Here is a 26,108-nt window from a genome sequence, read left to right as displayed (position 1 = left end):
GGTTACCCTCTTTTTTCTGTCCTTTGTATCGAATCCTCAAAATCAAATACATTATATTCAAAGTTATAAACTGATAATTCTTTATCGATTATTAAACTTCCAAATACTTTTTCAACTAAAATGTTTGTCTTTAATCGTTTGATTACGGGATTAAATATGCGTGTAAAAATAATTCTGTGATTATTTATTGATGCAATCTTCTCAACTAATTTTCTCGTTTCAACATATTCTTTATTTTGAGGAAAGAACAAACCCGCTAACTCTAAATCTATGACATTTTTCAAAAATTCAACTAAATTTCCTATATATAACATACTTCGTTTATTTTCAAAATCTGGAAATATAGGTGTTTTTTTAGCAAATTTTGATAATATAGGATAATTCCCCTTTGATCCTTCTCCATAAATCATTGGTGAACGTATAATACACAACTTAAATTGATCACTTTCCAGCTGTTTCAATTTTATCTCGGCTTGTTTTTTACTATCCCCATAAAAATTATCCGGTTTTAATGGCGTATCTTTTCGAATAATTTTTTCACTATTTTTGAAACTTTCACTACCATAAACAATCACAGAGCTCATGAAAATAAACTGATGAACACCTTCTTTAGCAGCTTTAAAACCAACCTCATATGCTAAATCTGTATTAATCTTATAATATAAAGACTTCTCGCTATCTTTAGGTGTAGAATGAGCTAGTCCTGCCACATGAAAAATCGTATCATAATCAGAAAAATCAACTGTTTTCCACTTAGAATCATGTAAATCTAATTCCTCTACATGATATGAGTTTTTTTCTTGTAACAATCTATTCTTTAAATGAGTACCAATATAACTGTTTTTCCCTGTTATAAGAATTTTTTTCATTCTACATCTCCTATATAGTTTATAAACACGATTATAAAGAAGATATTAAATAGTTAAAATTTTAATTTGTATCTTTTATTGCTTCCATTAACATCGACTTTAACTTAGCAGGATCATCTAACTCAACCGCGGCTTGTGCTAATTCAGCAACCTTTTTATCAATATCTTCTTGGCGAACATCCATGCTCTCATGAACAAAAATAAGATTATTGTCAGTTTTATGACACTTTTCAATTTCTAAAGCTAGTTCTTCAAACATTTTTTCACCTGGACGTAAACCAATTTCTTTGATTTCGATATCCTGATAAGGTTTATAACCAGCTAAACGAATCATTTTCTCAGCCAAATCCAATATTTTCACTGGTTCTCCCATATCTAAAACGAAGATTTCTCGATGTTTGGCATAATATCCTGCCTGCAGAACTAATTGAGCAGCTTCCGGAATTGTCATAAAATAACGCTGTACATTTTTATCTGTAACTGTAACAGGTCCTCCTTGTTTGATCTGCTCTCTAAAAATTGGAATTACTGAACCGTTAGATCCCAATACATTCCCAAAACGAACGGCAGCCATTCTGATTTTTTTATCAGTTTCTCTCGATTGCAAGATCAACTCTGTCATCCTTTTGGTTGCACCCATAACATTTGTTGGATTGACGGCTTTATCCGTAGATATCATGATCAAACGAGATACTCCTGTATTTATTGCTGCATCAATCACATTTTTAGTACCCAAAATATTGTTTAATATTGCTTCAGAAGGTCTAGTTTCCATCAATGGAACATGTTTATGTGCAGCAGCATGATATACAACATCACATTGATACTCTTTTAAAACTTTAAATAATTCTTCTCTTTCTCGAATCGAAACTATTAATGAAACGATTTCAATTGAACTGTCTACTTTACCGATTCGTTTATTACGCATGAATTCTTGTTCAAGCATATAGAGAGAATTCTCATTAATATCAATCATGACAAGTTTCTTTGGTTTAAATCTTACTATCTGACGACACAACTCTGAACCGATTGATCCTCCAGCTCCTGTAACACAAACTGTTTTATCGATTAGATAAGATGCTATTTCTTCTATTTTCAAATCTATACTCGGTCTATTTAATAAATCTTCAATTCGTATATCTTCAACAGAAACATGTTGTTGAGAATCATTATCAACCGAAAAGTTCATCACTTTTGTATTAATGCTAGTAGAGGTACATAAATTAATAATTCTTCTCTTTTGCTCAGGAGTTACTGAAGAAACGGCAATAAAAATTTGGCTTACACCATTCTCTCTAGCAATATCGGCAACCTCATCTATTGTTCCTAACACAGGTTTTCCGCTTAAAATCATACCTTTTGCTTTGTAATCATCCAAAAACCCCACCACATTATAAGGATATTTAGTATTACGATAAATCTCTGATAACATTAAATAACCGGCACTTCCTGCTCCAATGATCAAGGCATTTTGTTTTCTATCTGAAGCTAAAGCTGAACGTCTTAATGTTCTATAAATCAATCGAACCCCTAGTGATAAGATAAAAGATAATAATTCAGATATGATTATTAAAGATGGGTGGAACAAATTTGTAATCTGTTGGAAAAACAACATTATCAACATGCATAATAAAGAACTTAAGAAACAACGAATTACCTCACTTGGCCCGGTATACATCCATAAAATCTTGTGTGTTCTGAAGATTAATTGACTGACTAAATGAAGAATCAGTACAAAGAACATACCCCACAAAATCAATCGAGTAATATGAAAAAACCTTCCTTCCAAAAAGAAACCGTTATCCATAAAAAAAACGAAAACATAACTAAAGCCGGTGATTAACAAATCTATTAAACAAATTAGTAATCCTCGGAAATGTTGATATAATTTAGTCTCATATATAAAATCCATATTTTATGCTCCAATCACATAATCGTATACATTATATACGAAATCGTAATAAAATACAAAATTCTGGGATTTCTCCCAGAATTCTATAAGAATCAATTTTAATATACTTCTTCAGTGGTAGTCTCTGATCCAGAATAATATCCATCACCATAAGTCTGTGTATCTGTTACTGCGTTTGGATCATAATAAGTAGAGTCATCATATGTTTGAGTTGAACCATAATAATATGGATCATAATAATAGTATCCACCTTCTGTTAATAAGCCTTCCTGAATTTGAGCTTCTATCTGTTCTTGAGATAGTGTTCCTGCCGGTACATCCTCTTCACTTTCAATAGTAGAACTTGATTCACCATTTAAGACAGCAGCAATCTTCTGAGAAGCTATAGATACTGAATTCGTATCCGGAATAACGACACTAACTTCGGTTCCTAATTCTGGAGAAACTTGCATATCCCCATACCCCGATAATACATATTGTTCAAAATTCCATTCAGGCATCGCTTGAATTTGATATTGTACTAAAGATGTTATTTCATCCATTGTCATGTTGGTTTCAAATGCATTTCCTAATGCCTCTAATAATTGAGAATAGTTTGTTAAAATTGTTGGAGAAGTAACCTTATCAATAATCGCTTCTAATACTTGCTGTTGATTTCTTGCTCGTTGTGTATCTCCATCTAAATATGCTTTTCTTTCTCGCGAATAAGCCAAGGCTCTTTTTCCATCAAGATGATTTGTTCCTTCGGTTACACCCTCAAGTGTACTATCTGAATAGAATTTACTAACCGCCATACCTGGAGCAACTTCAATATCTATTCCACCGATAGCATCGACAATGTTTTCCATACTTGAAAAATTCACGCGGAAAGTATAATTAATTTCAATTCCCAAAAGATTTTCTAGAGTATCTTTAGTTGTAGAGACTCCATAAATACCAGTATGTGTTAATTTATCTGTCGCTCCATAATTACAAGCATAGTCGTCACAAACTTCTTCTACAAAATAATCACGAGGTATGCTTGTCATCAGGACAGTAGATGTAACAGGATTAACAGTTACAATCATGTTCACATCAGATCTTGACATTTCCTCAAATTCACCATAAGAATCATTTCCGGTAATCAAAATATTAAATGGATTTGTTGTAATATCAGATACAGCAAGTGGTTCATTAGCTGTATCAGTATAAAAAACCGTTTGATATACTACTTTTGTTTGATTCGAAAAATCCGAATAATTTTCTAACTCTGAAACATTTGTTCTGTATACCTCATTCAATACAATAGCGTCCACTTCTCCATCATATAAAGCTTTTACTTGAGCAGGAACATTATCATATTCTACTTTTTCTATCTTTACATCTTGCGAATTAATATCATCTAAAGATTTTTCTGTTCCTAATTGATCAATGTTTTTTAAAGTCGCAATTTTTTTGTTCATCAAATCGTCAATTTCTTCATATGAAGATGACGCTAATGAAATCACGGAAACAGTCGTTTTTACTTTTCCTGCCTGTTCAGTAACTTTCTTTAATGTATTCGCCGTATGTTGAAGATAAACACTTCCAAACCCCATCACTATAGACATTACAATCACTAAGAAAGAGGACAAAATTTTTGACCATAATCGAGCAGAAGCAAAATTTAAAAGTACTAATAAAATTATTGCCGATAAGATTACTATCAAGCATACAGGAATTAATAACTGTTCTGGAAGAATATTTAAAGTTAATAATAAATAGATAACGTATCCTGTAAAAAGAACTAATATTAACGAGATAATTATCGCAAAAACCACGAATAGTTTACTCTTTTTTTCCGGACTTTTCGAAACTCTTTCCATGGGACCTCCTCATTTCATCTTATTTATTTTAGCACTAATTTAAAGAAACCACAAAAAAGTAGAGATTTCTCTACTTTTATTCTACCAGGATTGATATTCAGAACTCTGATCATAATAAATATCTTCATTCCCATTAGTAGTATCATATGTTCCAGCATATGGATCTTCATAACTATCTATTTGCGTATCATAGCTTGAATCATAATAATCCTCAGTAACAGGAACATCATAATACTGATTTGGGTCCTCTGTATAAGTAGGCGTGTCTGAAGCAACACTGTCATCTAAATATGGCGTATATACGTTTTCATCTATCACTGTAGTTATTGAATCGGCACTCTCTCCATTAATTACAGCTTGAATTTTTTGTTTAGCGATATCCATAGACTGCGTATTTCCTATTGTCACAGCACTATAATCTCCTAATACCGTGCTATACATCGTATCTTGATATCCCTCAACACTACACTGTTCAAAAGTCCAATCAGGAAAGAATGTAAATTCATAACGAATTAATGACAACATATCTTCACTTGACATATTTGTCTCAAAAGCACCACCTAATGCATCAACAAAATTACCAAAATTCACAATCATGCTTGGTGAAGCAATTTTTTCAAACATTCTCATTAATACTTGTTGTTGGTTTTTATTCCTTTGAATATCTCCATCTGCATAAGCATAACGTTCTCTTGCAAAAGCTAAGGCTCTTTCTCCATCTAAATGATTTGTACCAGCATGAACACCTTCTGTTCCATTAGCATAGAAAGTGTCAACTTCTAAACCTGGCTCAACTTCCACATCAATACCACCTAAAGCATCTACTAGATTAACCAAGCTAGAGAAATTAACTCGAACATAATAGTTAATGTCTATACCAAATGCTTCTTCAATAGTCTTTTCTGTAGAATCAACACCATAAAGACCACTGTGAGTTAACTTATCGTATGAACCTTCTGGACAGTCTGTTGAAGAAGCAGAACAAGCCATCTTTAAATAATAGTCTCTAGGTATACTAGTCAAAAGAATCTTATGCGTACTTGGATTCACCGTAACTAGCATATTTACATCCGAACGAGAAGTTTCATTTAAACTACCATATGAATCATTACCGCTTATCAATATCGTAAATGGTTCACTTACGACATTGACAGCATCTTTTGATATTTCTATTGTATTTTCACGTTCAGTATAATATACAGTTTTATGAATGATAGTAGTTATGTTACCAAACCCAGTAAACTCTTCATTCTCATGAAGCAGTCCTCGATACGCCTCATTTAGAACCATCGCATTAACTTCGTTATTATATAGAGCTGCCAATGCAGCTTGATAATTTTCGTAATCTACTAAATTAACAGATACTCCTTCTGAATTTAAATCAGAAATACAACGATCAGTAGCATCCTTATCCATTGATTCTGCAGAAGAAACAGTAAGACCATTCAAATCCGAAAGGTTCTCTATTCCACTACCATTCATTGTAATAATTGATACTGTATTTGTCATTTTATTTGTTAAGTTAGTAACAGATTCTAACATTGTGTTCGTTCTATAAATGTAATTATTTCCCACCGCAAATACAACACAAAGAACCAAAGCTAAAAATCCACAAAAAAAATGAATGATTCCTCTTTTTTTTATGAAATTAGCAATCACAAATATAATTAGACAAATAGTTATAGCTATCAATGATAAAGGCACAGATAAATGTAACGGTAATATTCCCATAGCCAAAATCTGTATAACAAACAATATCGATAAAATTGTAGCTATAATTGAAAATAAAAACGTAATGATTCCAAAGCGAAATTTACGTCTTTTTTTATCCATATTTCTGGATTTCTCATTTTTTCTCATGAAATTATTAAAAACGATTCTTTTTAAAATGTCAAATTTTCATTTAAGATTTACTAAATATTTATTAAATATGCAAAATAATCAAATCATCTATACCATTTTTTACAAATAACTTATTATTTTCTTGCTATTTACCTAATATTCAAATAGATTCAATCTCACTCCCAACAAGACTTATGCTATACTAGTTATGGTTTTTTAGATGGAGTGAAATTATGATTTATGCAAAATATATAAAAAGATTGATTGATTTCATAGTAAGTTTATTAGGTACTGTTATTCTATCCCCTGTTCTCTTAATTTTGATTCTATTAATAAAGATTACAAGTCCAGGGCCTGTGTTCTTTAAACAAAAAAGAGTAGGCATTCATAAAACCTACTTTAATATCTATAAATTTAGAACAATGCGAATTGACACGCCCAAAGATACACCAACTCATTTATTAGAAAATCCAGATCAATACATTACAAGTATTGGAAAATTCTTAAGAAAAACCTCTTTAGATGAGCTCCCACAGTTATTTAATATCTTAAAAGGAGACATGGCTATCGTTGGCCCTAGACCTGCTCTTTGGAATCAATACGATTTGATTGAAGAAAGAGATAAATATCATGCCAATGATATTCTTCCTGGACTTACTGGATGGGCACAGGTCAATGGACGTGATGAACTTGAAATTGATGTAAAAGCCAAGCTGGATGGTGACTATGTTAAAAATATGAGTTTTGGCTTTGACTGCAAATGTTTCTGGATGACAATTACTTCTGTACTAAAACACGAAGGAGTTGTCGAAGGTGGAACTGGAACGATACATAAAGATAAAGAGTAGATTGTGATTTATTTACACTGTTTTGTACGAATTAATCCATTTATTATCTTATATAAACAATCTACACTTTATCCACATTATAAATTTACATTTTTACTTTACAACTTATTAAAACCCGAGAATTTTTTGATTCTCGGGTTTCTTTACTTATAACTTTCTATAAATCGCATGATGATCGTCGCACATTCAGCACGGCTCGCATTCCCCTGTGGATCCAGCTGGGTTTCATTGTATTTTCCTGTGATGATTCCCTCTCCAACTGCCCAGGACATCGCTTCTTTGGCAAACTCATTTACATTGCCAGCATCTGTATATTTACTTATGTTGGCTCTTGCACTTGTATCATATCCAAGATAATTCGCATATCGATACATCATCACGGCCATCTGTTCTCGGTTGATATTGTCTCCAGGGCCAAATTTTCCTGTATCCTCGTATCCTGTGACCACTCCAATATCACTTGCCCATAGGATTGCATCCGTATACCACTGATTATCGGCTACATCTGGGAACTTATTTGTATATTCCATATCCGGTGAACCATTCATCCTGTGCAGGATAACGGCAAACTGTGCTCTGGCTAGGTTTTCATATGGTCCAAAGGTCGTTTCGTTAAGTCCTGTCATCAGTCCATTGTCATAGACGTATTTTACAGATTCATAGAACCAGTCTGTCGTATAGACATCATGAAACCATGAATTAGAACCTTGAATGATTTTAAACATATTGTGACTATTTATATAACCATAAAAATTATTAAAATCGTATTCTCCTTGATCTTGTACAATTTGCGAACGAGATGCATCCAATGTTGGATCTGATTGAATTTTATACCAAATGTTATTGCCAGATACATTATCTCCTTGAGTTTCCGCTAATAAAATCATTGGATAATAATCTGCAGAACCGCTTTGATACAAAGTTGTAGAAGACAGTGTAGGATCTCTATGAACCTCTATATTAATGCCTTTTGTTTTTATTCCAATTGTATACCTACTATAATCATCATTTTGTGAAGCGCCATTTAATTGCCAGACTATACTTGCTGCTTTTTCTCCCCAATATGGATCAGATGCATATTTAACATTAACTCCGCTAGCTTTATCCCCTAAATGTGATCCAAAATATCGTCCATTATAATCTAATGGATCGCAATATCCTTCTGAGATAAAAATTTTAGAATGGTACAAAATACTGTCTGCAGGCGTATCATATCCATTGGCTCCATAATAAGGATTTGAATCAACTGCACCATGCCCAAACAAGTTGTTCTTAGTTTTAGCAATATTACTAGTTCCCCAACCACTTTCAAGTACAGCCACTCCATACATTAAAGCCGCATTAGTACCATATTGGTTTTGATATTCAATAAAATAGGAACCTAAACCATTTAATTTTCCGTTTGCTTTAGAATTTGTTAAATTATCGAAATCAGATGTAGTATGCGCTGTTTTTGAACGATGAGGTAAGTATTGAAAATAATTAAAATATGGATCATTAGAATTCACACTAGACGTATAACTGCCAGCACGATAGTCATTTATCATTGATTGATATGAAGTATAGAAGTAATGTCCATCATAACTATAATATGGCACATTTTCTTGTAAATAGCCTGGATTATATCCAATCATTACTTTTGAAGCATAATTAGATTGATAAATATTATTTGTAGTTACATGATATAGAACACCTGAATTTACGACATAATAGCTAACAGACGAAACACTATTATAATCCACAATGCTTACTTGATTAGAATCTACCCAACCAATAACACCAGCTATTTTGAATTTAACTTTCGAATAATCCGAATTATAACCTAAAAAAGCTCCATCACTTGCTGCATAACCATTTAAATATCCTTGTTTATTGGTACTATCTTCCACATACAATGTATTTTCATTAGCGCTAGACTTTGTTCTAAAATTGACAACACCTACATCTATAGATCTAGAGCTTGTATCATTTGCCATTACCATTGGTGTACTTGAAATCTCTTCTTCCATTGCATCTGCATCAATAAAAGTTACATTCCCATTTTCATCCACATTCGTAATTGGCTGATCTTCTCTTTGTATCTCTCCAACTTCAAAAGTAGATGAATCTGATTGAGCATGCACAGGATAACTTACTCCTAAAATCGTCAAAACTGAAATTAAAAACGTTGTTAATATTTTTTTCATTTTTTTCCCCTTTGCTATATACAAACTCATTAAAAAGGATTTCATTCTAAAAGTCAATTAATCGACAATTAGTTAAACATATTTATATGATGTCTTTCATATAAAAACCAGTCATATTGCATATAAAAAGACTAGCGCTAAGCTAGTCTAAAGACTTTTAATTAAATATCTAAGAATTTTTGAGCAGCTGTAACAATAGCCATCTTGTAGATTTCTTGTGCTGTACATCCACGAGATAAGTCATTGATTGGAGCATTTAAACCTTGTAATACTGGTCCAATAGCTTCCCATCCACCTAAACGAGCAGCAATTTTATAGCCAATATTACCACTAGATAAGTTAGGGAAAATAAATGTATTAGCATGACCTGCTACTTTAGAATCTGGTGCTTTCAATGCAGCAACTTCTGGACTTACTGCACAGTCAAACTGCATTTCCCCATCAATTTCAAAATCAATAGGCATACGTTTTAAACGTAAAGAAGCTTCAGTCATTTTCGCAACACATTCACCTTTTGCACTACCCATGCTTGAATATGACAACAAGGCTACTTTTGGATCGATACCAAACTGTTTAGCTGTGTGAGCTGTCTGCATTGTGATTTCAACCAATTCATCTGCATTTGGATTGATGTTGATTGAGCAGTCACCCATGATGTACTGTTGATCACCTTTTACAAGTAAGAAACAAGAACTTACTAAGGCATTACCTGGAGCTGTTTTAACTAACTGTAAAGCTGGACGAACTGTATCTGCTGTACTATAAGTAGCTCCCCCTAATAATCCATCAGCATAGCCCATTTGAACAAGCATAGTTCCAAAATAGTTTGTATGTTGAAGCATTTTCTTACATGTTTCCATGTCTAATTTACCACGACGTAACTCAACCATTTTGGTTGCCATTTCTTCCATTTTATCGAAAGATTTTGGTGACATCTGCTGGATGTTAGAAACATCAAAACCATTTTCTTTGGCACAAGCTTCAATTTCTTCTGGCTCTCCTAATAAAATAGGTACCACGATATTATTTTCTACCAGTTTGATTGCAGCTTCCTGAACACGTGGATCCCAACCTTCTGTAAATACAATTCTGGTCCCTGAGCCAGTCACTTTTTTCTCTAGTTCATTTATAATCATTTTTCACAACCTCTTTTCGTGTCTAGTATAGACTAATTGCAAGCGCTTTTCCACTAAAACAATGTGAAGTTTTTAGCATGCAAATTTACACTTTGTAAATGCCAAAAAACAGGAACCAGAATCCTGATTCCTGTTCATAATAATCGGGGAAAATGTATTATTTCTTATTTTTTACGTTTTTTCAAGAACGCTAATAAACCAGCACCAGCTGCAGCTGCAGTTGCTGATCCAGCAAATAATCCAGTTCCAACAAATACACCTGTATTTGTTCCATCTGTTTTCTTAGACTCTTCTTTCTTTGTCTCCGTTCCTTGATTCTTATCCTGATCAGATCCACCTGTTCCTGGTTTACTTATGCTAGATACTGTTACATGAGCTTTTGTAGCATTGCCAGCTAAATCATATACTATAATATCTTCACTCGTATTTTCTGTGTAAAGTTTAGTATATTTTGTATCACTTACTTTTGTCCATCCATCTGGAGTTTGAATTGGTTCGCTTGTTTCGATTGTAACCAATACACCATCTTCAGTTGTTTCATTTTTAACTTTAACTGTAGTACCTTCTTTATCTATACCAGTTACATTTACAGGAACTTCAATTGCATTACCAGTCAAATCTTTAACCGTAACCGTTTCACTTGTATTATCTGAATATGTCTTAGTCAATGACATTCCATCATCTGATAAAGTCCATCCTTCTACAGGCTGAAGTTGTTCATTAGCTTGAATAGTTACCGTAACATCTTCATTAGTAGGATTTCCATTATTAGAATAAGTTACTGTGCATTCTGGATCCACCATATCCATTAGTTGAATATTGTAATACCATGGAGAATATGTATTATCCCAACCTTTTGTATATTCAAATGTTACATACTGTTCTCCATCATTGATATCAAATGTACCTTGGAAACCTTTGCTGTAGCTAGTTTGACCATCCAAATAAGTTATATTTTTCAACCATGCTGTTCTTTTAGATCCAAATTCTGAAGTATATGTACGAACTGTGGCCTTTGCATCATTTTTTCCGATACTGAATTTATCAAATTCAGTACTTCCATTTGCATTTGGTAATTCTTCTCCATAAATTGGATGTAATCCATCATTGTAGAATGATACATGAAGTCGAATTTTCTTAACACCATCAACTTCTACTACTTCTTGACCAGTTACTGCAAAATTACCCTGACGATCATCAACTGAAGTAGAATCAGGATTAAATCCAATGTATTTTTCATCTTGAGCTGCCAATGTTAATCCAGCTTCTGCTTTCAAGTATTCTTCATACCAGCCTTTCATCTGTCCAATATTACCCTGTGCTTCACTTTCCTGGTAACTGTTATTTGTTCTGTTATGAGTAATACCATACATATTTTGTACAGGAATTATAGAGTCAGTTGTATACTTGCTATAATCAAATGTATCTGGATCATATTTAGTATTTAAAGCAGCAACTAAAACTTTATAATAGCAAGTTTCAATATTTCTTGCTGCATTATCTACCTTCACTTGAGTTGCTTCTGGATCCTCTAATAATGCTTTACCATTATTCAAAACTTTTACATAGTTATCGTAAACAGATCCTGATCCTTCAAGATTTCCAAAATTCTCGATAGCTTCTTTCAATGCAGTTTTATCTGCTAATGTTAATTGTACCTCAGCTTCATTTCCAGCTAGATCATATACAGTAATCGTTTCATCTACTGCACCTGCATAAACTCTTTGATATTGAGTATCGCTTACTTTAGTCCATCCATCAATAGATTGGATTGCTTCATCAGCAGTTAGTGTTACTTTAACTCCTTCATCTGTCATTTCATAAGAAAGATCTACAGTTGGAGCCGTTTTATCAGCTGGTACTAATGCATTGAAGTTTTGCTCTAATCTATCAACAACTAGATCAATTTCTTCCTGTTTGAATCCGTCTAATTCATAGAACATTTCTGCTATATCCAAATCTCCTTGTAATTTATTCCATGACTCTTGTGTATAATCATCTGGATTCAATGCATTAATTTTATCAATCCAAGCTTTTAGCTCAGATTTATCAACTGTATCTTCTGCTTCAGTTGGAACATAGTATGTTCCTAAAGATAATGTATAGGCTGCCTTACTAGTGGTTCCTTTTTGAGTTAATGTCAAATTGATTTTTGAACCAGCTGGAACAACAAAATCTTTTTCAAAACCATTAAGTACTTCATCATCATTCAGCGGATCAACCTTAATTGCGCTATAATCAGTATCTCCATCTGGTAACTCAACTGTGGAAGTTAATTTAACACCATTCTTTAAATCATTTTCTTCGAAAGGACGATAGCTATATTCAGCATCATATTTGTTATAAGCTGCTTGTTTAGGGACATTGTAGAACATTCCTCCTGTTACTGGATCAATTCCTGAATTTTCCCATTTTACAGTAACAGTTACTGTACCATCGCCATTAGCTTTATATCCACTGATGTATAATGATCCACCACGAACCAAAGCACTTTTATTGTAATTTGCGTAGTTTCCATCCCAGCCGTTTAACCACTTGTCGTTGATTCCATATTCTTGTCCTACTGTGTTTTCATCTACTACTACCAAATTATTTTTTGCTTGAGTTAAATTGTCAATTAAAGTTTGAGCTACAGCAGGATCTATTGTAGTTTCTCCTTTATTAACTTCTGTTCTTGCCTCATTAAGCGCATTTGTAAAATTAGCATACGAATCACGTGTATAGTTAACTCTTCTTGAAGGATAATATTGGTTATTAACTATAACTTCACACTCTGCAACTAGATCTCTTAATGTAACTAAATTCTCATCTACCTTTGTCTGTAATACAGCTTCATATAAGCTTTGAATATTAGCTAAATCTTCTGAATAATCATCAGTAGCATTACCGTTAATTCTTCCTCTAGCAGAAGATAATGCACTAGAAAGAGCTTCCCAAGCATCCAATTGATATTCAGAAGGATTCAATTTTGCTACTTCTTTATTGATAATTACAATTTGTTTAGCTGATTCACTTAATACATTTTGAGCCGTATTCATTGCTTTAATACAATTACTCAAATACTGTGCTTGCCAAGCCAATTTATCTTTTGCAAGTGTTGTATCTGCTAAAGCTGCCTCAGCAGTTGCCTTTGTTGTAATGTAGTCATTCTCTGTAATTGGACGATACTTATTCTCTTCATAAAGGCTAGCTGCTTCATTTAGCAATCTTTGAATTTCATCACGTAATTTCTGCTCTGTCCATGAATCATCATATCCACTAGGGAAACTATATGTTGTTGGTGTATCAACAATTTCATTTGTCGTAATTGTGTTACTTGATGTAGTTTCCTCATTACCACCTGTTGCTTCTTCAGGTGTTTCAGTTGGTTCTTCTTCAACAGGTGTTTTTTCCACTGTTGTTTCTTCTTCCGGTACTACTTCTGGCTCTTGCGCTAGGATGTTCGTCGATAACATCGAACATGCCATCGTTGAAGCCATGACCGTACTGAGTACCGCTTTTCCGGTCAAAACTAACTTTTCGTTCATTATTGGTCTCCTCCTTAAAAAAAAGCTTTTTGATAACGCTTTCTTTATTGTATGATATCATACCCCCCTCGTTTCGAAAATGCACAAACAAACATTTTTACGATATTTTTTGCACTTTTTGTTGTGTTTTTGTTGTGTTTTATACAATTATTGCAATAAAAAAATATGCATAGAAAAAAACCCTGTACTTAGAAGCAATTTCATACAGGGCTTTTTCTGTTATTTTAAAGGGGGAGACCTTTAATAACCGTTATTTATTTTTTGTGTCTTTTCTTGCGAAGAAGACCAAGAATACCAATACCGCTAGCAGCCACACCAGCCATAGAAGCACTTAATGCTGTTGCAACACCTGTATCAACACCATCAGTCTTGCTGCTGTCTTCTTTGTTACCTTCTTCTGTAGATCCAGTGTTTCCTGTACCTTCATCTTTAGTAACATAGAATTCTGCTGTCATAGTTGAACCATAGTTTACAGTAATATCTGCTGGCTCAACATCTTTGATTAGTTTATATCCTTTAGGAATATTTACCTGATAATCTTCACCATATACAAATGTATATGTCTGATCAGCTTGACCTTTATCTGCAGAAGTAAATGTTTCTGCTGATAAAACTTCGCGAGAATCATAATCAACTACTTTAACATTTAATGTAGCTGCTTTTGTTTCTTCTTCAGTAGTGATAGCTCTTAATGTGATTGTGTAAGAAGCCCCATTTTCTACGAAGAAGTCACCTGTTGTGATCAACTCATACCCTACAGGTAAAGTTAATTCACTATAATTAGCGATTCCATCTCCATCTGGATCAACGAAGAAGTCACCACCACCAAGGACATTTCCTTCTTCATCAACGTATACTACATTGATGATTGTGTCTTTAACAATTTTCTGTAATGTAATAGTTGTTGTTTTTCCTTCGAAATCTTTAACGAAGAAATCGCCTGTTGTGATTAGTTCATAACCTTCTGGCAATGCGAATTCAGTGTAGTTTGCGATTCCATCACCATCAGCATCGATATAATAATCTCCGCCACCTAAGTTATTTCCAGCTTCGTCAACGAATACTACGTTAACGATAGATCCTTTTGAAATCTTTTTAACAGTAATAGTATTTGTTTTTCCTTCGAAGTCTTTAACGAAGAAATCACCAGTTTCGATTAATTCATAACCTGCTGGTAAAGTTAATTCGCTGTAGTTTGCAACACCATCGTTGTCTAAGTCAACTCTGTAGTCACCGCCACCTAAGTTGTTTCCAGCTTCGTCTACGAATACTACGTTAACTACTGTTCCATCAACGATTTTGTCAAGAACTACTGTGTATTTACCACCATCTTCTACAAAGAAGTCACCAGTTTCTTTTAATTTGTATCCTTCTGGTAGAGGCAATTCACTATAGTTTGCAACTCCGTCTCCATCTGGATCAACGATATAATCGCCACCACCTAAGTTCTTTCCATTTTCGTCTACATATACAACATTGATTGTTTTAGAAGTTACGATTTTCTTTACAGAAACAGTCAATGGCCCATTAGCAGTATTGAAATCTCCAGAAACTGTCATTTCATATCCTGCTGGTAGATACTGTTCTAAAATTGAGTAATTATTGATTCCTTCTGGTACAAAGTAGTCTCCACCTGCAACTACTGTTCCATTTTCGTCAACAAACTGTACGTTAAGGATCACATCTTTTTGAATTTTCTCAACATTAACTTGGATTGATCCACCTTCTTCAACCATGAAGTCTCCAGTGGTTGTCATCTGATAACCTACAGGAACGTATTGACTTAATACTGAATAGTTTTGTACGCCTTCAGGTAAGAAATAATCTCCACCGCCAACTACAGTACCTGTCTCGTCAACAAACTGAACCTTCATGATTACATCTTTTTGTGTTTCATTGGCTTTTACTGTAACCTCAATGACACTTCCACCATAAAGCGATAATAAATCTCCCTGAGAAGTAATTGTATAATTAGCAATTGTAGGAAGTTCATTTGCGTTAATAGTCCAGCTTCCATCTTTATCAAGATGACTGAATAACATTGTGTTCTGTGCTACTTTTTCATTTGTAGCTTCGTCAATATAAAGAATACTTACTTTCCGGCCTAATAATTCTTCTTCAGATTGACTTTCAGCAAATATCGGAGTAGCTACACAAGGAATCATAGAAACTGCAACTAAACCAGATAGTGCTGATTTTGTGAATTTTTTTCGATACACTTTAAATCACTCCATTTCTTAAAATAAATTTTTTTTGTACAAAAAAAATCTCCAATAGATGAGCGTACTTCATCTATCATTGATATAATACCCCCCCCCCGTTTGAATTTGTCAATACATAATCATTATTTTTTTACATAACTTTTTTTGAATTTCAATTGGAGTGATCAAAGTGTTTTTTTACTTATTACTTATGTATTAGACAATCACACGAGAGCGGATATCTTTTATAATTATGCAGGTTAAGTCTTAAATAAAGCTAAAAAAAAGCTAGATCCTAGCAAATAGGAACCTAGCTTATCTTTTAATCAATTAATATTTAAATATTTAAATCAGATGGATGCCAATAAGAATCTAAACGATATCCTGAAACATCCAAACCAAGACGAGCAATTTCATCTTTGATTTCTTGAGATACTTCTCCGTAATAATACATTATGACATTAGCATCTACACGTTGTTTAGTATCCGTAGCCATAGGAATGCTGCCATCGATCATAGGTGTTAATTCAATAGGAACAGCTACCATGGTCTCTTCTGAAATCACCTGTACAATAGCATCTTGACTTGTTGTATTACCGGCTTCATCGGTACTGGAAACTGTAATCGGATATTCTCCTTCTTGTGAAAGATTAACATCTCCAGTTACTGTAACTTGCATCTGTTGATCATTATCAACTGCTAAATAATACTTTGAATAATCTACATCAACTGCGTTTAAATTTATAACGATTCGATCAAGAAAACCAACAAAAGCAGGACCTGTCGTATCCTTGTTTTCTGTTTTATTTTCTGCTACTTCACCAACTTTTTCCTGACTTTGATATTGATTAAACACTTTGAATCCAGCATAGAATACAATTCCTAGTAGTACACAAAGAATACAAATCAAAAACCAACGGCCATCGATTTTCTTTTTAGGTTTAGAGTCCGTATCTTCCTCAACCACCAAATCTTCAACATCTTCTTCTAAAGAAATTTCTTGCTCTTCTTCTATTTCTTCTGTACTATCTTCTTCTGAAATTTTCTCAGTTTCATTATTTTCTTCAACTATCTCTTCTTGCGCTTCTAAAATTTCTTCATTCTCTGATACTTCCTCTTCAAGTACAGATTCATTTTCCTGTGAAGATTCCATTTCCTCTTGAAACATTTCTTCAGTTTCTTCATCAATACCTATTTCTTTATCTAGATTGATTATTTCTTTTTCTTTTTTCTCTTCTTTTTCAAGACCTTCTAAAACGTTTATCTTTTTATGCTGTTTTCTTTTTTCCATAGAATAAAACTCCATTCAATTTTTTGTCTAGTGATATTTTAACACAAAATGAAAACAAAAAAAAATTCCCGAGAAATTGGGAATACCTTTTAGATAAAAAAAAAGGAGTTGTCTAATTTGACAACCCCGAAATTTACTTGACTTGATTATTAAGCTTTATGTTTTTTGAATACGATCAATCCGATTGCTACTAAAGCAACAGCACCAACACCTAAATATAATCCAGCGTTTGTTGAAGTACTTGTATTAGGATTTTCAGTAGGTACATTTTCTGTTGATTTATAAATTACCGCAACTGGAGAAAGATCTTCAAATGTTGCTGTAATCATCTTAGTATCGTAGTTAACTTCATCTGGTTTAATAACTTCCCAGCCTTTATCTTCTTTTGTACTGTAGTGTAGTACATATACTTCACCAAGTTCACTTGTTAAGTTTGGAACTTCCCAGCTAATTGTTACATTTTCTTCAAGACGATTTCCATCTGCATCAAATGCCTGTAAGTCCTGAAGTTTTGTCAACAATGAAAATTCAGATAAATCGATTTCTACACCTTCAGGTAATGCAACGGTTTCACCAGAGAAAGCTTCTGTCAATGGTGTTCCTGCATTCAACTGTTCGATAATGTCAGCTGCCTTAACATCCTGCTCGTTTTCACTTGATGTTAAATAAGATAAATCATCTACAAACTGAGCATAAGAGCCTTCAACTACTACACCATCAACAAGAACTTCACCACTTGGTGTTCCATTTGAAGTAATACTTCCTGCAGCAAATGCTGGAGTCAAGCTCATGCAGATTGCTGTAGCTGTACCTAATCCTAACGCAAATTTCTTAAATATATTCTTCATATTAATTCTCCTCCTCATAGAATAATTCTACGACCAATTGTTGTAATGCTTCCTGATCCACTTCAAATTCATCATGCAATTCACCGGTTTTATTTTCTCCTTGCAATGTATAGAAATCAGAATTGGAATCATAAGAATAGGATAACAACATTGAAGAAAATGATTGAATATCATCCAAAGTAATATTCGTTGTCATATCCTTGCAGACATTATACAACAATTGTACAGTATTATCAAAATCATTTGTTAACATTTCTTTAATTTTTTGCACATATGCTCCTATATATGCTTTTTGTCTTTCCATACGATCTGTGTTGGAAAAATCTTGCTCAATATCACGTGTTCGAACAAAGCTCTCAACATTGTCTGCATTTAATGTTACAACACTTCCTTTTGTCCATGTTGGATCTACTTCCACCAAAGAATCATTAGGAACTGTTACCTGCAATTCGCCAACAACATTTTGCAGTTCTGGTAAAATTGAAAGATCCATAGCTGCAAAATGGACGACTGGTACATCATATAACAATTTAGAGACCGCTTGACTTGTTAACATGGCACCATTTTTAGGAGAATCCCCATAAGCATAAGCCAATCCTAAATGTTGTTTATCCCATCCAAGATCATTGTGTTCAACATCAAATAGATGGATATCTGTCATGATATCTCTTGATAATGCAATAACCTGGATGGATTCTTCCTCTCGGTTTAATAATACCAACTGCATTGCATCCGCCTGCCCCATTTGTTCAGGGTCAGTGGAATCAATTCCCATAAAAAGAATAGATACAATAGAAGAATTATAATCATATTTCTTACCATTATACTCAATGTGATGATAATCTGAAGTCGAAGAAACATCTTCGTTAGAAGGTCTTTCATTAAAAAACAATAACATGCTCATCAAAGCAAGGATCAAAAACAATATAACAGCTATCAAACCTAATGTTTTCGTCTTATTTTTCTTCGTAGTAGTATTCCTAGCCATAGTTCTTATAGTCTACTTGATCTTTTTTCACACGATTTAAAACAGATCCAATGACACGAGCACCATTACGTTCCAGTTGTAATTTAATACGTTTTAAATCTTGTTTCTTTACAAAGTCATTACGAACAACCAAAACCACACCATCTGTAACACGTCCAATGATAGCTGCATCCATGGCTGCATTCATTGGTGGCGTATCGATAATGATATAATCATATGCATTTCTTAAACGATTGATAATATTTTCAAAGATTTCTCCTGATAACAATTCTGTTGGGTTTGGTGGAATTTTACCAGCAAATACAACATCTAAATTAGGAATTGTTGTCTCTTCAATGATTTGCCCTGATTGTCTAGAAAGAGCTTCCGATAAACCAGCGACTTTATGTCTTACTGTAAAGAAACGTTTTAAAGAACCTTTTCTTAAATCAGCATCAATCAATAAAACACGTTTATTGATCTGGGCAAAACTTTTAGCCAAATTAAATGAAGTAATTGTCTTTCCTTCATTTGGAAGCACACTTGTCATTGTAATAACCTGTACACCTTCTGAATAAATTAAGTTTGTCCTTAATACCTTAAATGACTCCGTTGAAGCTGTCGTCATGGTGTTATAACGAATTTCTACTAATCCTTGTTCCATTTCTAAGCTCCTTTCTTGTTGTTTTTAGCCATTTTCTTAAAATCCATTTGTGGATCATCTAAAACTACGGCAAGTACAGGAACATTCAATGTATTCTCTAGATCATCTGCCGAAGTGATATTGTCACTTAATACAAAGCGTAAGAAAATGTATCCTAAAGTAATCACTAAACCAGCAACCGCACCTAAAATCGTCATTCTAGAACGAGACATACCAACACGTGCAGCATTTTCAATAGCTGTTTCTACTACATAAGGTTGCTGTGCATCAATTTCGCTCACTTTTTGAACACCATTATCCATAATTGAGTTTGCGATATCTTTGGCAAGCTCTGGTGTATCCGCTGTAGCAGTGATACTTAAGATACGTGTATCTTCAGTATTTGTTATAGAAATTAGATTGCTTAATTCTTTGGTAGACATATCTAAATTTAACTCATCGATCGTGCTTTCCAAAACCGGACGTGATTTAAAAATAATTTCATAGTCTTTGGTAAGCTGTGTTCCTACCTGAAGATCTTGAATTGAGATAGAAGAGGATCCATTTCCTCTTAAGTAAACCATAGCTGTGGATTGATATTCTGGATTTACCAAGAAAATTGAATATCCCAATGCTAGTACTGCTCCTAGCAATAAGCCTAATATACAAGTTAACCACTTCGTCTTTAATCTAAGAAAAAACGCTCGTAGATCAATTTCAATTTCATCATTTTCTCTTGTCACTTTATCTGAAGCCATATTTTTCTCCCTTCATACAAATAACTGCTTTATTATACACTATAATAATAAATAATGCTTTCTTTTTTATTATAAAACTTCATCATCTAAGATGATTAAAGGATTTCGAAGAAACAATTGATCGGCATATTCAGTATCTGTTAATTTTATAACCACTTGATATGCATCACTCAGTTTTTCAATACGGTTTCCTACAGTTCGATGTGTATCGCTGGCTACTAGATGAATCATCTTATTTTTTACTAAATGATGAGCGTTTCTTTGAATCACTTTTCCTTGAAATCCCATCAAACTTGTACGATTTGTCTGCAATAAGCACCCCATATCAAGCCAATTTTCAACCATTTCAAGATCTAAACCTGTAGGAAAGAAACGCTCAACATGAGCTATGATTGGAATAAATCCTCGACAAAACAATTCATTCAGATACTCGTCTATATAAGATATGTAATGAATATCTCTTGATAGATCAAATTCAACCAACATATATCGCGATTCGTTCAATGTCTGAAAAATTCCATTATCCAAACTATCCAGAAAATCAATGTTCATAAACATCTCTGCACCCGAATAAATGTAAACGCCCATTTTCTTTGCAATCTCCATCAATTCCTGTTGTCTCAATAAGATGTTTTGAAAAGCATTCGTATCTGTTTTTCCGCAAATAACATGAGGTGTTGAACAAATCCCCATGATCCCATCTTCTATGGCCTGTTCAAGAGCCTTGATGGCATCTTCTTTGGTCTTGATTCCATCATCTACATCCCAGGCAATATGAGAATGTAAATCAATAAATGCTTGCGGCATAACCTTAATCCTTTCGAATTACAACACCAGAATTTTTAAAGATACTATTTTCAGGAATCACACCTCTTACACAAGACGTTGGATATACATTACTGCATTTACCAATAATGGTTCCTGGATTTAAAACACTGTTGCAGCCAACTTCAACATAGTCTCCTAACATAGCCCCAATTTTCTTTAAACCTGTTTCAATTTGTTCCAAATCCGATTTGATTACTACAAGCTTTTTATCCGATTTAACATTTGAAGTGATTGAACCAGCTCCCATATGTGACTTATACCCTAAAATACTGTCTCCTACATAGTTATAATGAGGAACTTGTACATTATCAAACAAGATAACATTCTTTAATTCCACACTGTTTCCAACCACGCAATTAGCTCCAACCAAAGCCGAACCACGAATAAATGCACCATGCCTTACTTCGGTTTCAGGGCCAATGATACAAGGTGCTCCAATATAAGCACTCTCAAATACATTGGCACTTTTATGTACCCATACATTTTCTTTTACTTCTTCATAAGAATCATCCAAAGTCTTTCCTAAAGAAACAATAAACTCTTTGATTCCAGAAAGCGCCTGCCAAGGATACTCAAACTGAGACAAGTAATCACCAGCTAAACTATGTTCTAGACTATATAGCTCTTTAACTGTATACATATCGTTCCTCCTAGTAATTATTCTTTTCAACAAACTCAACAACTCGATCAACATACTGGGCACATAGATCATCCGTCTTGGCTTCCACCATTACTCGGATCAACGGCTCCGTTCCACTAGGCCTTACTAAGATCCTACCTTCATCTCCCAGTTCTTTGGCAACATCTTCGACCACTTCTTTGAGTGCCTTGTCATTCAAGGCCCTGGTCTTATCATTTACCTTTACATTCTTCAACAACTGCGGATAGATGAACAAGCCTTCGCTTAATTCCTTGACTGACTTGCCTGTATTCTTCATGATCTCCAGCAGTTTCAAAGCTGTCAACAGACCATCTCCAGTGACTGCATGTTCATAGAATATGATATGTCCGCTCTGTTCTCCACCAAGGTAGTAGTCATTTTTCTGCATCTCTTCAAAGACATATTTATCTCCTACATCCGTCTTGATATAGTCGATCTTATTGGCATCCAAAGCTTTATATAATCCTAGATTTGCCATGACCGTTGTCACACACATGTTCTTGTTCAATGTATTCTTTTCTTTCATATATCTTGAGCAGATATACAGGATATAGTCACCATCCACTAGATTTCCATCCGGATCCACTGCGATCAATCGATCGGCATCCCCATCAAATGCCAGTCCCAGATCAAAATCGTTCTCACGCATCATGCGTTGTAAATTTTCTGGATGTGTGCTTCCGCATTTTGTATTGATATTGATCCCGTTTGGTGAATTGTTGATGGCTTCAACTGTAGCTCCTAAGGAATCCAATGTTTCTACCACGGTACTTGTTGCAGAACCGTTGGCAAGATCCACGGCAATATGATAGCCTTCCAGATCCACTGGAACGATTTCCTTCAACCAGGACATATAGATTTCCAAACCATCTTTCCAGTTGAAATATTCACCGATATGATCTCCGGTTGCCAGATCGATCGTACAGTTTCCATCCATATAGGCTTCAATTTCCAGAAGAAGATCTTCTTCCATCTTTTCTCCGTTATGGTTAAAACACTTGATCCCATTGTCATAGTATGGATTGTGGCTGGCACTGACCATGATCCCGCAGTCAAAGCGTTCCTTGCGAACAAGATAGCTGATGGCCGGCGTTGGACATACCCCCAACAAATAAACCTGGGCACCCATGCTGGTAGCTCCCGCTGCCAATCCTAATTCAAACATATCGCCAGATAAGCGAGTATCCTTACCAATCAGAATCTTGGCATGTTTTTCTTTTCCATAGTACCATCCAAGATACTGTCCGATCTTGATGGACATTTCTAAAGTCAAGCCTTCATTGGCTTTGCCTCGAACACCGTCAGTTCCAAAGTACTTTCCCATATTTCTTTAACTCCTTCTCTATTAACGTAAACAATAAATATCCAATTATGCCGCCAAGGACATTATTCACTAAATCATTTATGTCAAAAAATCCAATTTGAAATACCAATTGAATTATTTCGATACCAAAACTAATACACAAACATTGAAATAATATTCTCTTTAGTCTTATATTCTTAAAACACAAAGGAGTCAAAAACCCCATTGGGATAAATAAAAGGATATTATAAAAAGTTTCACTCATATCATAGATAGAAACTCCTGTGTTCAATGAGAAAAACTTAATTTGCCTTGTATCAAGGATCACTCGATGCAATAAAGTAAAATGAAGCATTCCTGCTAGATATATAGAATACAATATACCTATAACACAATACTTGATCCTGTATTCTTCTTTTCTTATCACAAAATAATAATATCCAATAAAGAATATAAAACTAAAGATGATTTCAATCCATTCATTCCATATATTCATAATGACCTAAAGAAAAACAGTCTGATAAAATCAAACTGTTTTAAAATTTTCTCCAGACCATCTTGTTGACCACACCTGTATACGACTGGATGATCTTGACCACCTTTGTCGATACGTTTTCATCCACATAGTCCGGTACCGGTATGCCAAGGTCATTGTTTTTGTTCAGCTCTACCGCTGTATCCACCGCCTGTAACAGGGATCTTTCATCAATGCCTGCCAGGATAAAGTCGCCTTTATCCAGGGCCTCTGGTCTTTCCGTACTTGTTCGTATGCAGATGGCCGGGAACGGATGTCCCACGCTTGTAAAGAAGCTGCTTTCTTCTGGCAGCGTCCCGCTGTCACTGACCACCGCATAGGCGTTCATCTGCAGACAGTTATAGTCATGGAATCCCAGCGGCTCATGCTGGATCACCCTTGGATCCAGTTTGAATCCGCTTGTTTCCAGTCTCTTCTTGCTTCTTGGATGACAGGAATACAGAATAGGCATATCGTATTTCTCTGCCATCTTGTTGATCGCATTGAACAAAGAAAGAAAGTTCTTCTCCGTATCGATATTTTCTTCTCGATGAGCGGATAAGAGGATATACTTTCCTTTCTCCAGGTTCAGTCTTTCATGGATATCGCTGGTTTCGATCTTAGAAAGATTGTTATGTAATACTTCCGCCATTGGAGATCCGGTCACATACACTCTTTCTTTTGGCAGTCCGGCCTCGTGCAGGTATTTTCTGGCATGCTCGGAATAACATAGATTGACATCGCTGATGATATCCACGATCCTTCGATTCGTTTCTTCCGGCAGGCATTCATCCTTGCAGCGGTTCCCTGCCTCCATATGGAAGATCGGGATATGAAGACGCTTAGCACCGATCACCGACAGACAGCTGTTGGTATCCCCTAATACCAGCACGGCATCCGGCTGGATATCCACCATCAGCTGATAGGACTTGGCGATGATGTTCCCCATCGTTTCTCCCAGATCGTTTCCGACCGCTTCCATATAAACTTCCGGATCGGCCAGTTCCAGGTCTTTAAAGAAGACTCCGTTTAGATTGTAGTCATAGTTCTGTCCTGTATGAGCTAATACCACATCAAAGTATTGTCTACATTTATTGATGACAGCTGACAAACGAATGATTTCAGGTCGAGTACCAACAATAATCAACAATTTTAGTTTTCCATTATTTTTAAACATCTTCATTCTCCTTTTATAAAATTCTTTATTTCATCATGATATTGATCTTGTTCCTTTTTAAACAAAATAACAAGAGCATCAAAATCATTTTCATTCTGTGCCTGATTTAAAGCATAATAATATTCCACTTTATTAGAATCATGAATGATAAAAGGCATGATCTGATTCTTTAAACATTCCTTATAAAGGATCATACGACCTGTTCGCCCATTGCCATCAGCAAAGGGATGGATCTTTTCATATTCCGCATGAAACAAAGCCAAATCGACAACATCGATTATTTGTTTTTCATGATAGGAAGTCAGTAAAGATTTCATTTTATTTTCTACTTCATTTGGTGAAGCCGTTTGTATATCTCCGACAATATTGGATCTATTCTTATATTCTCCAATAGGATATCCATTTAGCTTATCTTCAAAGACACCGCTTTTTAATTGAAAATGATATCGTTTGATCAAATCTTCTGTTAATGGTTCATGATATGTTTTTAACATCTCATTGAACATCGCAAAATGACCTGTCATCTCTTCAATATCCTTAGCCCGAATGATCTCTCCATCACTTGTCAATGTTCCTGTCTCAAACAAAAAAGCCGTTTGTTTTTTTGTTAGTGTGCTTCCCTCAATTCGATTGGAATTGTAGGATAATTCTCTTTGGGTCAAACCATAAACGCCATTTCGTATCTGATGTTCAAATTCATATAATAAATATTCAATCAGTTTCTCTACCATATGATCACTCCCGTGATTCTAT

The 26,108-nt window shown here is 34.4% G+C and carries 20 protein-coding genes; 1 reads left to right on the top strand and 19 read right to left on the bottom strand.

Annotated elements, in window-relative coordinates; all coding sequences use genetic code 11:
- Positions 1-2 precede the first annotated feature (2 nt).
- The 4 genes from PND65_RS01225 to PND65_RS01210 all read right to left on the bottom strand — a co-directional run bounded on the left by PND65_RS01225 (position 3) and on the right by PND65_RS01210 (position 6,458).
- A complete protein-coding gene (locus PND65_RS01225) occupies positions 3-869 on the bottom strand; it encodes an NAD-dependent epimerase/dehydratase family protein (protein WP_271989824.1) in 867 nt (288 codons plus the stop codon).
- A gap of 61 nt (positions 870-930) precedes the next feature.
- Complete coding sequence (locus tag PND65_RS01220) at positions 931-2,547, bottom strand: polysaccharide biosynthesis protein (RefSeq protein WP_271989826.1); 1,617 nt, start codon at positions 2,545-2,547, stop codon at positions 931-933.
- Between the two features lie 332 nt (positions 2,548-2,879).
- Complete coding sequence (locus tag PND65_RS01215) at positions 2,880-4,625, bottom strand: LCP family protein (protein WP_271989827.1); 1,746 nt, start codon at positions 4,623-4,625, stop codon at positions 2,880-2,882.
- 81 nt (positions 4,626-4,706) lie between these two features.
- A complete protein-coding gene (locus tag PND65_RS01210; protein ID WP_271989829.1) occupies positions 4,707-6,458 on the bottom strand; it encodes an LCP family glycopolymer transferase in 1,752 nt (583 codons plus the stop codon).
- A 245-nt stretch (positions 6,459-6,703) separates the two neighbouring features.
- Between PND65_RS01210 and PND65_RS01205 the strand changes: the two genes are divergently transcribed.
- Positions 6,704-7,315, top strand: a complete 612-nt coding sequence (locus PND65_RS01205) for a sugar transferase (protein ID WP_271990105.1) — start codon at positions 6,704-6,706, stop codon at positions 7,313-7,315.
- 143 nt (positions 7,316-7,458) lie between these two features.
- Here the strand turns inward: PND65_RS01205 and PND65_RS01200 are convergent, their stop codons facing one another.
- The 15 genes from PND65_RS01200 to PND65_RS01135 form a co-directional block, all read right to left on the bottom strand.
- On the bottom strand, positions 7,459-9,501 hold the full coding sequence (locus tag PND65_RS01200; protein ID WP_271989831.1) for an S-layer homology domain-containing protein: 2,043 nt from the start codon (positions 9,499-9,501) through the stop codon (positions 7,459-7,461).
- A 161-nt stretch (positions 9,502-9,662) separates the two neighbouring features.
- The gene (pta, locus tag PND65_RS01195; RefSeq protein ID WP_015535269.1) at positions 9,663-10,637 is read right to left on the bottom strand and encodes a phosphate acetyltransferase; all 975 of its coding nucleotides are present in this window, start codon (positions 10,635-10,637) and stop codon (positions 9,663-9,665) included.
- A gap of 164 nt (positions 10,638-10,801) precedes the next feature.
- A complete protein-coding gene (locus tag PND65_RS01190; protein ID WP_271989833.1) occupies positions 10,802-14,164 on the bottom strand; it encodes a hypothetical protein in 3,363 nt (1,120 codons plus the stop codon).
- 254 nt (positions 14,165-14,418) lie between these two features.
- The gene (locus tag PND65_RS01185) at positions 14,419-16,383 is read right to left on the bottom strand and encodes a hypothetical protein (RefSeq protein WP_271989835.1); all 1,965 of its coding nucleotides are present in this window, start codon (positions 16,381-16,383) and stop codon (positions 14,419-14,421) included.
- Between the two features lie 319 nt (positions 16,384-16,702).
- A complete protein-coding gene (locus PND65_RS01180) occupies positions 16,703-17,656 on the bottom strand; it encodes a DUF5011/hyalin repeat domain-containing protein (protein WP_271989837.1) in 954 nt (317 codons plus the stop codon).
- A gap of 149 nt (positions 17,657-17,805) precedes the next feature.
- Positions 17,806-18,504, bottom strand: coding sequence for an LPXTG cell wall anchor domain-containing protein (locus tag PND65_RS01175; RefSeq protein WP_271989839.1), 699 nt, complete (start codon positions 18,502-18,504; stop codon positions 17,806-17,808).
- Between the two features lies 1 nt (position 18,505).
- Positions 18,506-19,492, bottom strand: coding sequence for an LCP family protein (locus tag PND65_RS01170; RefSeq protein WP_271994382.1), 987 nt, complete (start codon positions 19,490-19,492; stop codon positions 18,506-18,508).
- Complete coding sequence (locus PND65_RS01165) at positions 19,485-20,135, bottom strand: CpsD/CapB family tyrosine-protein kinase (protein ID WP_271994379.1); 651 nt, start codon at positions 20,133-20,135, stop codon at positions 19,485-19,487. Before PND65_RS01165 ends, PND65_RS01170 begins: the two co-directional genes overlap by 8 nt.
- Positions 20,136-20,137: 2 nt before the next feature.
- A complete protein-coding gene (locus PND65_RS01160; RefSeq protein WP_035403459.1) occupies positions 20,138-20,872 on the bottom strand; it encodes a YveK family protein in 735 nt (244 codons plus the stop codon).
- Between the two features lie 69 nt (positions 20,873-20,941).
- Entirely contained in the window at positions 20,942-21,679 is a 738-nt protein-coding gene (locus PND65_RS01155) for a tyrosine-protein phosphatase (protein WP_271989843.1), read from the bottom strand.
- Positions 21,680-21,683: 4 nt separating this feature from the next.
- Entirely contained in the window at positions 21,684-22,340 is a 657-nt protein-coding gene (locus tag PND65_RS01150; RefSeq protein ID WP_271989846.1) for an acyltransferase, read from the bottom strand.
- Between the two features lie 10 nt (positions 22,341-22,350).
- Complete coding sequence (gene glmM / locus PND65_RS01145) at positions 22,351-23,685, bottom strand: phosphoglucosamine mutase (protein ID WP_271989849.1); 1,335 nt, start codon at positions 23,683-23,685, stop codon at positions 22,351-22,353.
- On the bottom strand, positions 23,663-24,019 hold the full coding sequence (locus PND65_RS09630) for a VanZ family protein (protein ID WP_408611281.1): 357 nt from the start codon (positions 24,017-24,019) through the stop codon (positions 23,663-23,665). Before PND65_RS09630 ends, glmM begins: the two co-directional genes overlap by 23 nt.
- Positions 24,020-24,200: 181 nt before the next feature.
- The gene (gene wecB / locus PND65_RS01140; protein ID WP_271989851.1) at positions 24,201-25,355 is read right to left on the bottom strand and encodes a non-hydrolyzing UDP-N-acetylglucosamine 2-epimerase; all 1,155 of its coding nucleotides are present in this window, start codon (positions 25,353-25,355) and stop codon (positions 24,201-24,203) included.
- Between the two features lie 2 nt (positions 25,356-25,357).
- Positions 25,358-26,086 (bottom strand): Fic family protein, encoded by a 729-nt coding sequence (locus tag PND65_RS01135; protein WP_271989854.1) that lies wholly within the window; start codon positions 26,084-26,086, stop codon positions 25,358-25,360.
- Between the last annotated feature and the right edge of the window lie 22 nt (positions 26,087-26,108).

The sequence above is a fragment of the Faecalitalea cylindroides genome, assembly GCF_028321995.1.
GTDB classification, from domain to species: domain Bacteria; phylum Bacillota_I; class Bacilli_A; order Erysipelotrichales; family Erysipelotrichaceae; genus Faecalitalea; species Faecalitalea cylindroides.
The sequence above is the reverse complement of the archived record's forward strand: the minus strand, read 5'-3'. Positions and strand labels throughout refer to the sequence as shown.

What these genes read in the sequence shown, in the direction of transcription:
- PND65_RS01220 (WP_271989826.1), bottom strand. Translation starts at nt 2,547, where the DNA reads ATGTATACCGGGCCAAGTGAGGTAATTCGTTGTTTCTTAAGTTCTTTA.
- PND65_RS01165 (WP_271994379.1), bottom strand. Translation starts at nt 20,135, where the DNA reads ATGGAACAAGGATTAGTAGAAATTCGTTATAACACCATGACGACAGCT.
- PND65_RS01215 (WP_271989827.1), bottom strand. Translation starts at nt 4,625, where the DNA reads ATGGAAAGAGTTTCGAAAAGTCCGGAAAAAAAGAGTAAACTATTCGTG.
- PND65_RS01200 (WP_271989831.1), bottom strand. Translation starts at nt 9,501, where the DNA reads ATGAAAAAAATATTAACAACGTTTTTAATTTCAGTTTTGACGATTTTA.
- PND65_RS01180 (WP_271989837.1), bottom strand. Translation starts at nt 17,656, where the DNA reads ATGGAAAAAAGAAAACAGCATAAAAAGATAAACGTTTTAGAAGGTCTT.
- PND65_RS01190 (WP_271989833.1), bottom strand. Translation starts at nt 14,164, where the DNA reads ATGAACGAAAAGTTAGTTTTGACCGGAAAAGCGGTACTCAGTACGGTC.
- wecB (WP_271989851.1), bottom strand. Translation starts at nt 25,355, where the DNA reads ATGTTTAAAAATAATGGAAAACTAAAATTGTTGATTATTGTTGGTACT.
- PND65_RS01155 (WP_271989843.1), bottom strand. Translation starts at nt 21,679, where the DNA reads ATGCCGCAAGCATTTATTGATTTACATTCTCATATTGCCTGGGATGTA.
- PND65_RS01150 (WP_271989846.1), bottom strand. Translation starts at nt 22,340, where the DNA reads ATGTATACAGTTAAAGAGCTATATAGTCTAGAACATAGTTTAGCTGGT.
- PND65_RS01175 (WP_271989839.1), bottom strand. Translation starts at nt 18,504, where the DNA reads ATGAAGAATATATTTAAGAAATTTGCGTTAGGATTAGGTACAGCTACA.
- PND65_RS01170 (WP_271994382.1), bottom strand. Translation starts at nt 19,492, where the DNA reads ATGGCTAGGAATACTACTACGAAGAAAAATAAGACGAAAACATTAGGT.
- PND65_RS01210 (WP_271989829.1), bottom strand. Translation starts at nt 6,458, where the DNA reads ATGGATAAAAAAAGACGTAAATTTCGCTTTGGAATCATTACGTTTTTA.
- PND65_RS09630 (WP_408611281.1), bottom strand. Translation starts at nt 24,019, where the DNA reads ATGCTTCATTTTACTTTATTGCATCGAGTGATCCTTGATACAAGGCAA.
- pta (WP_015535269.1), bottom strand. Translation starts at nt 10,637, where the DNA reads ATGATTATAAATGAACTAGAGAAAAAAGTGACTGGCTCAGGGACCAGA.
- PND65_RS01225 (WP_271989824.1), bottom strand. Translation starts at nt 869, where the DNA reads ATGAAAAAAATTCTTATAACAGGGAAAAACAGTTATATTGGTACTCAT.
- glmM (WP_271989849.1), bottom strand. Translation starts at nt 23,685, where the DNA reads ATGGGAAAGTACTTTGGAACTGACGGTGTTCGAGGCAAAGCCAATGAA.
- PND65_RS01160 (WP_035403459.1), bottom strand. Translation starts at nt 20,872, where the DNA reads ATGGCTTCAGATAAAGTGACAAGAGAAAATGATGAAATTGAAATTGAT.
- PND65_RS01135 (WP_271989854.1), bottom strand. Translation starts at nt 26,086, where the DNA reads ATGGTAGAGAAACTGATTGAATATTTATTATATGAATTTGAACATCAG.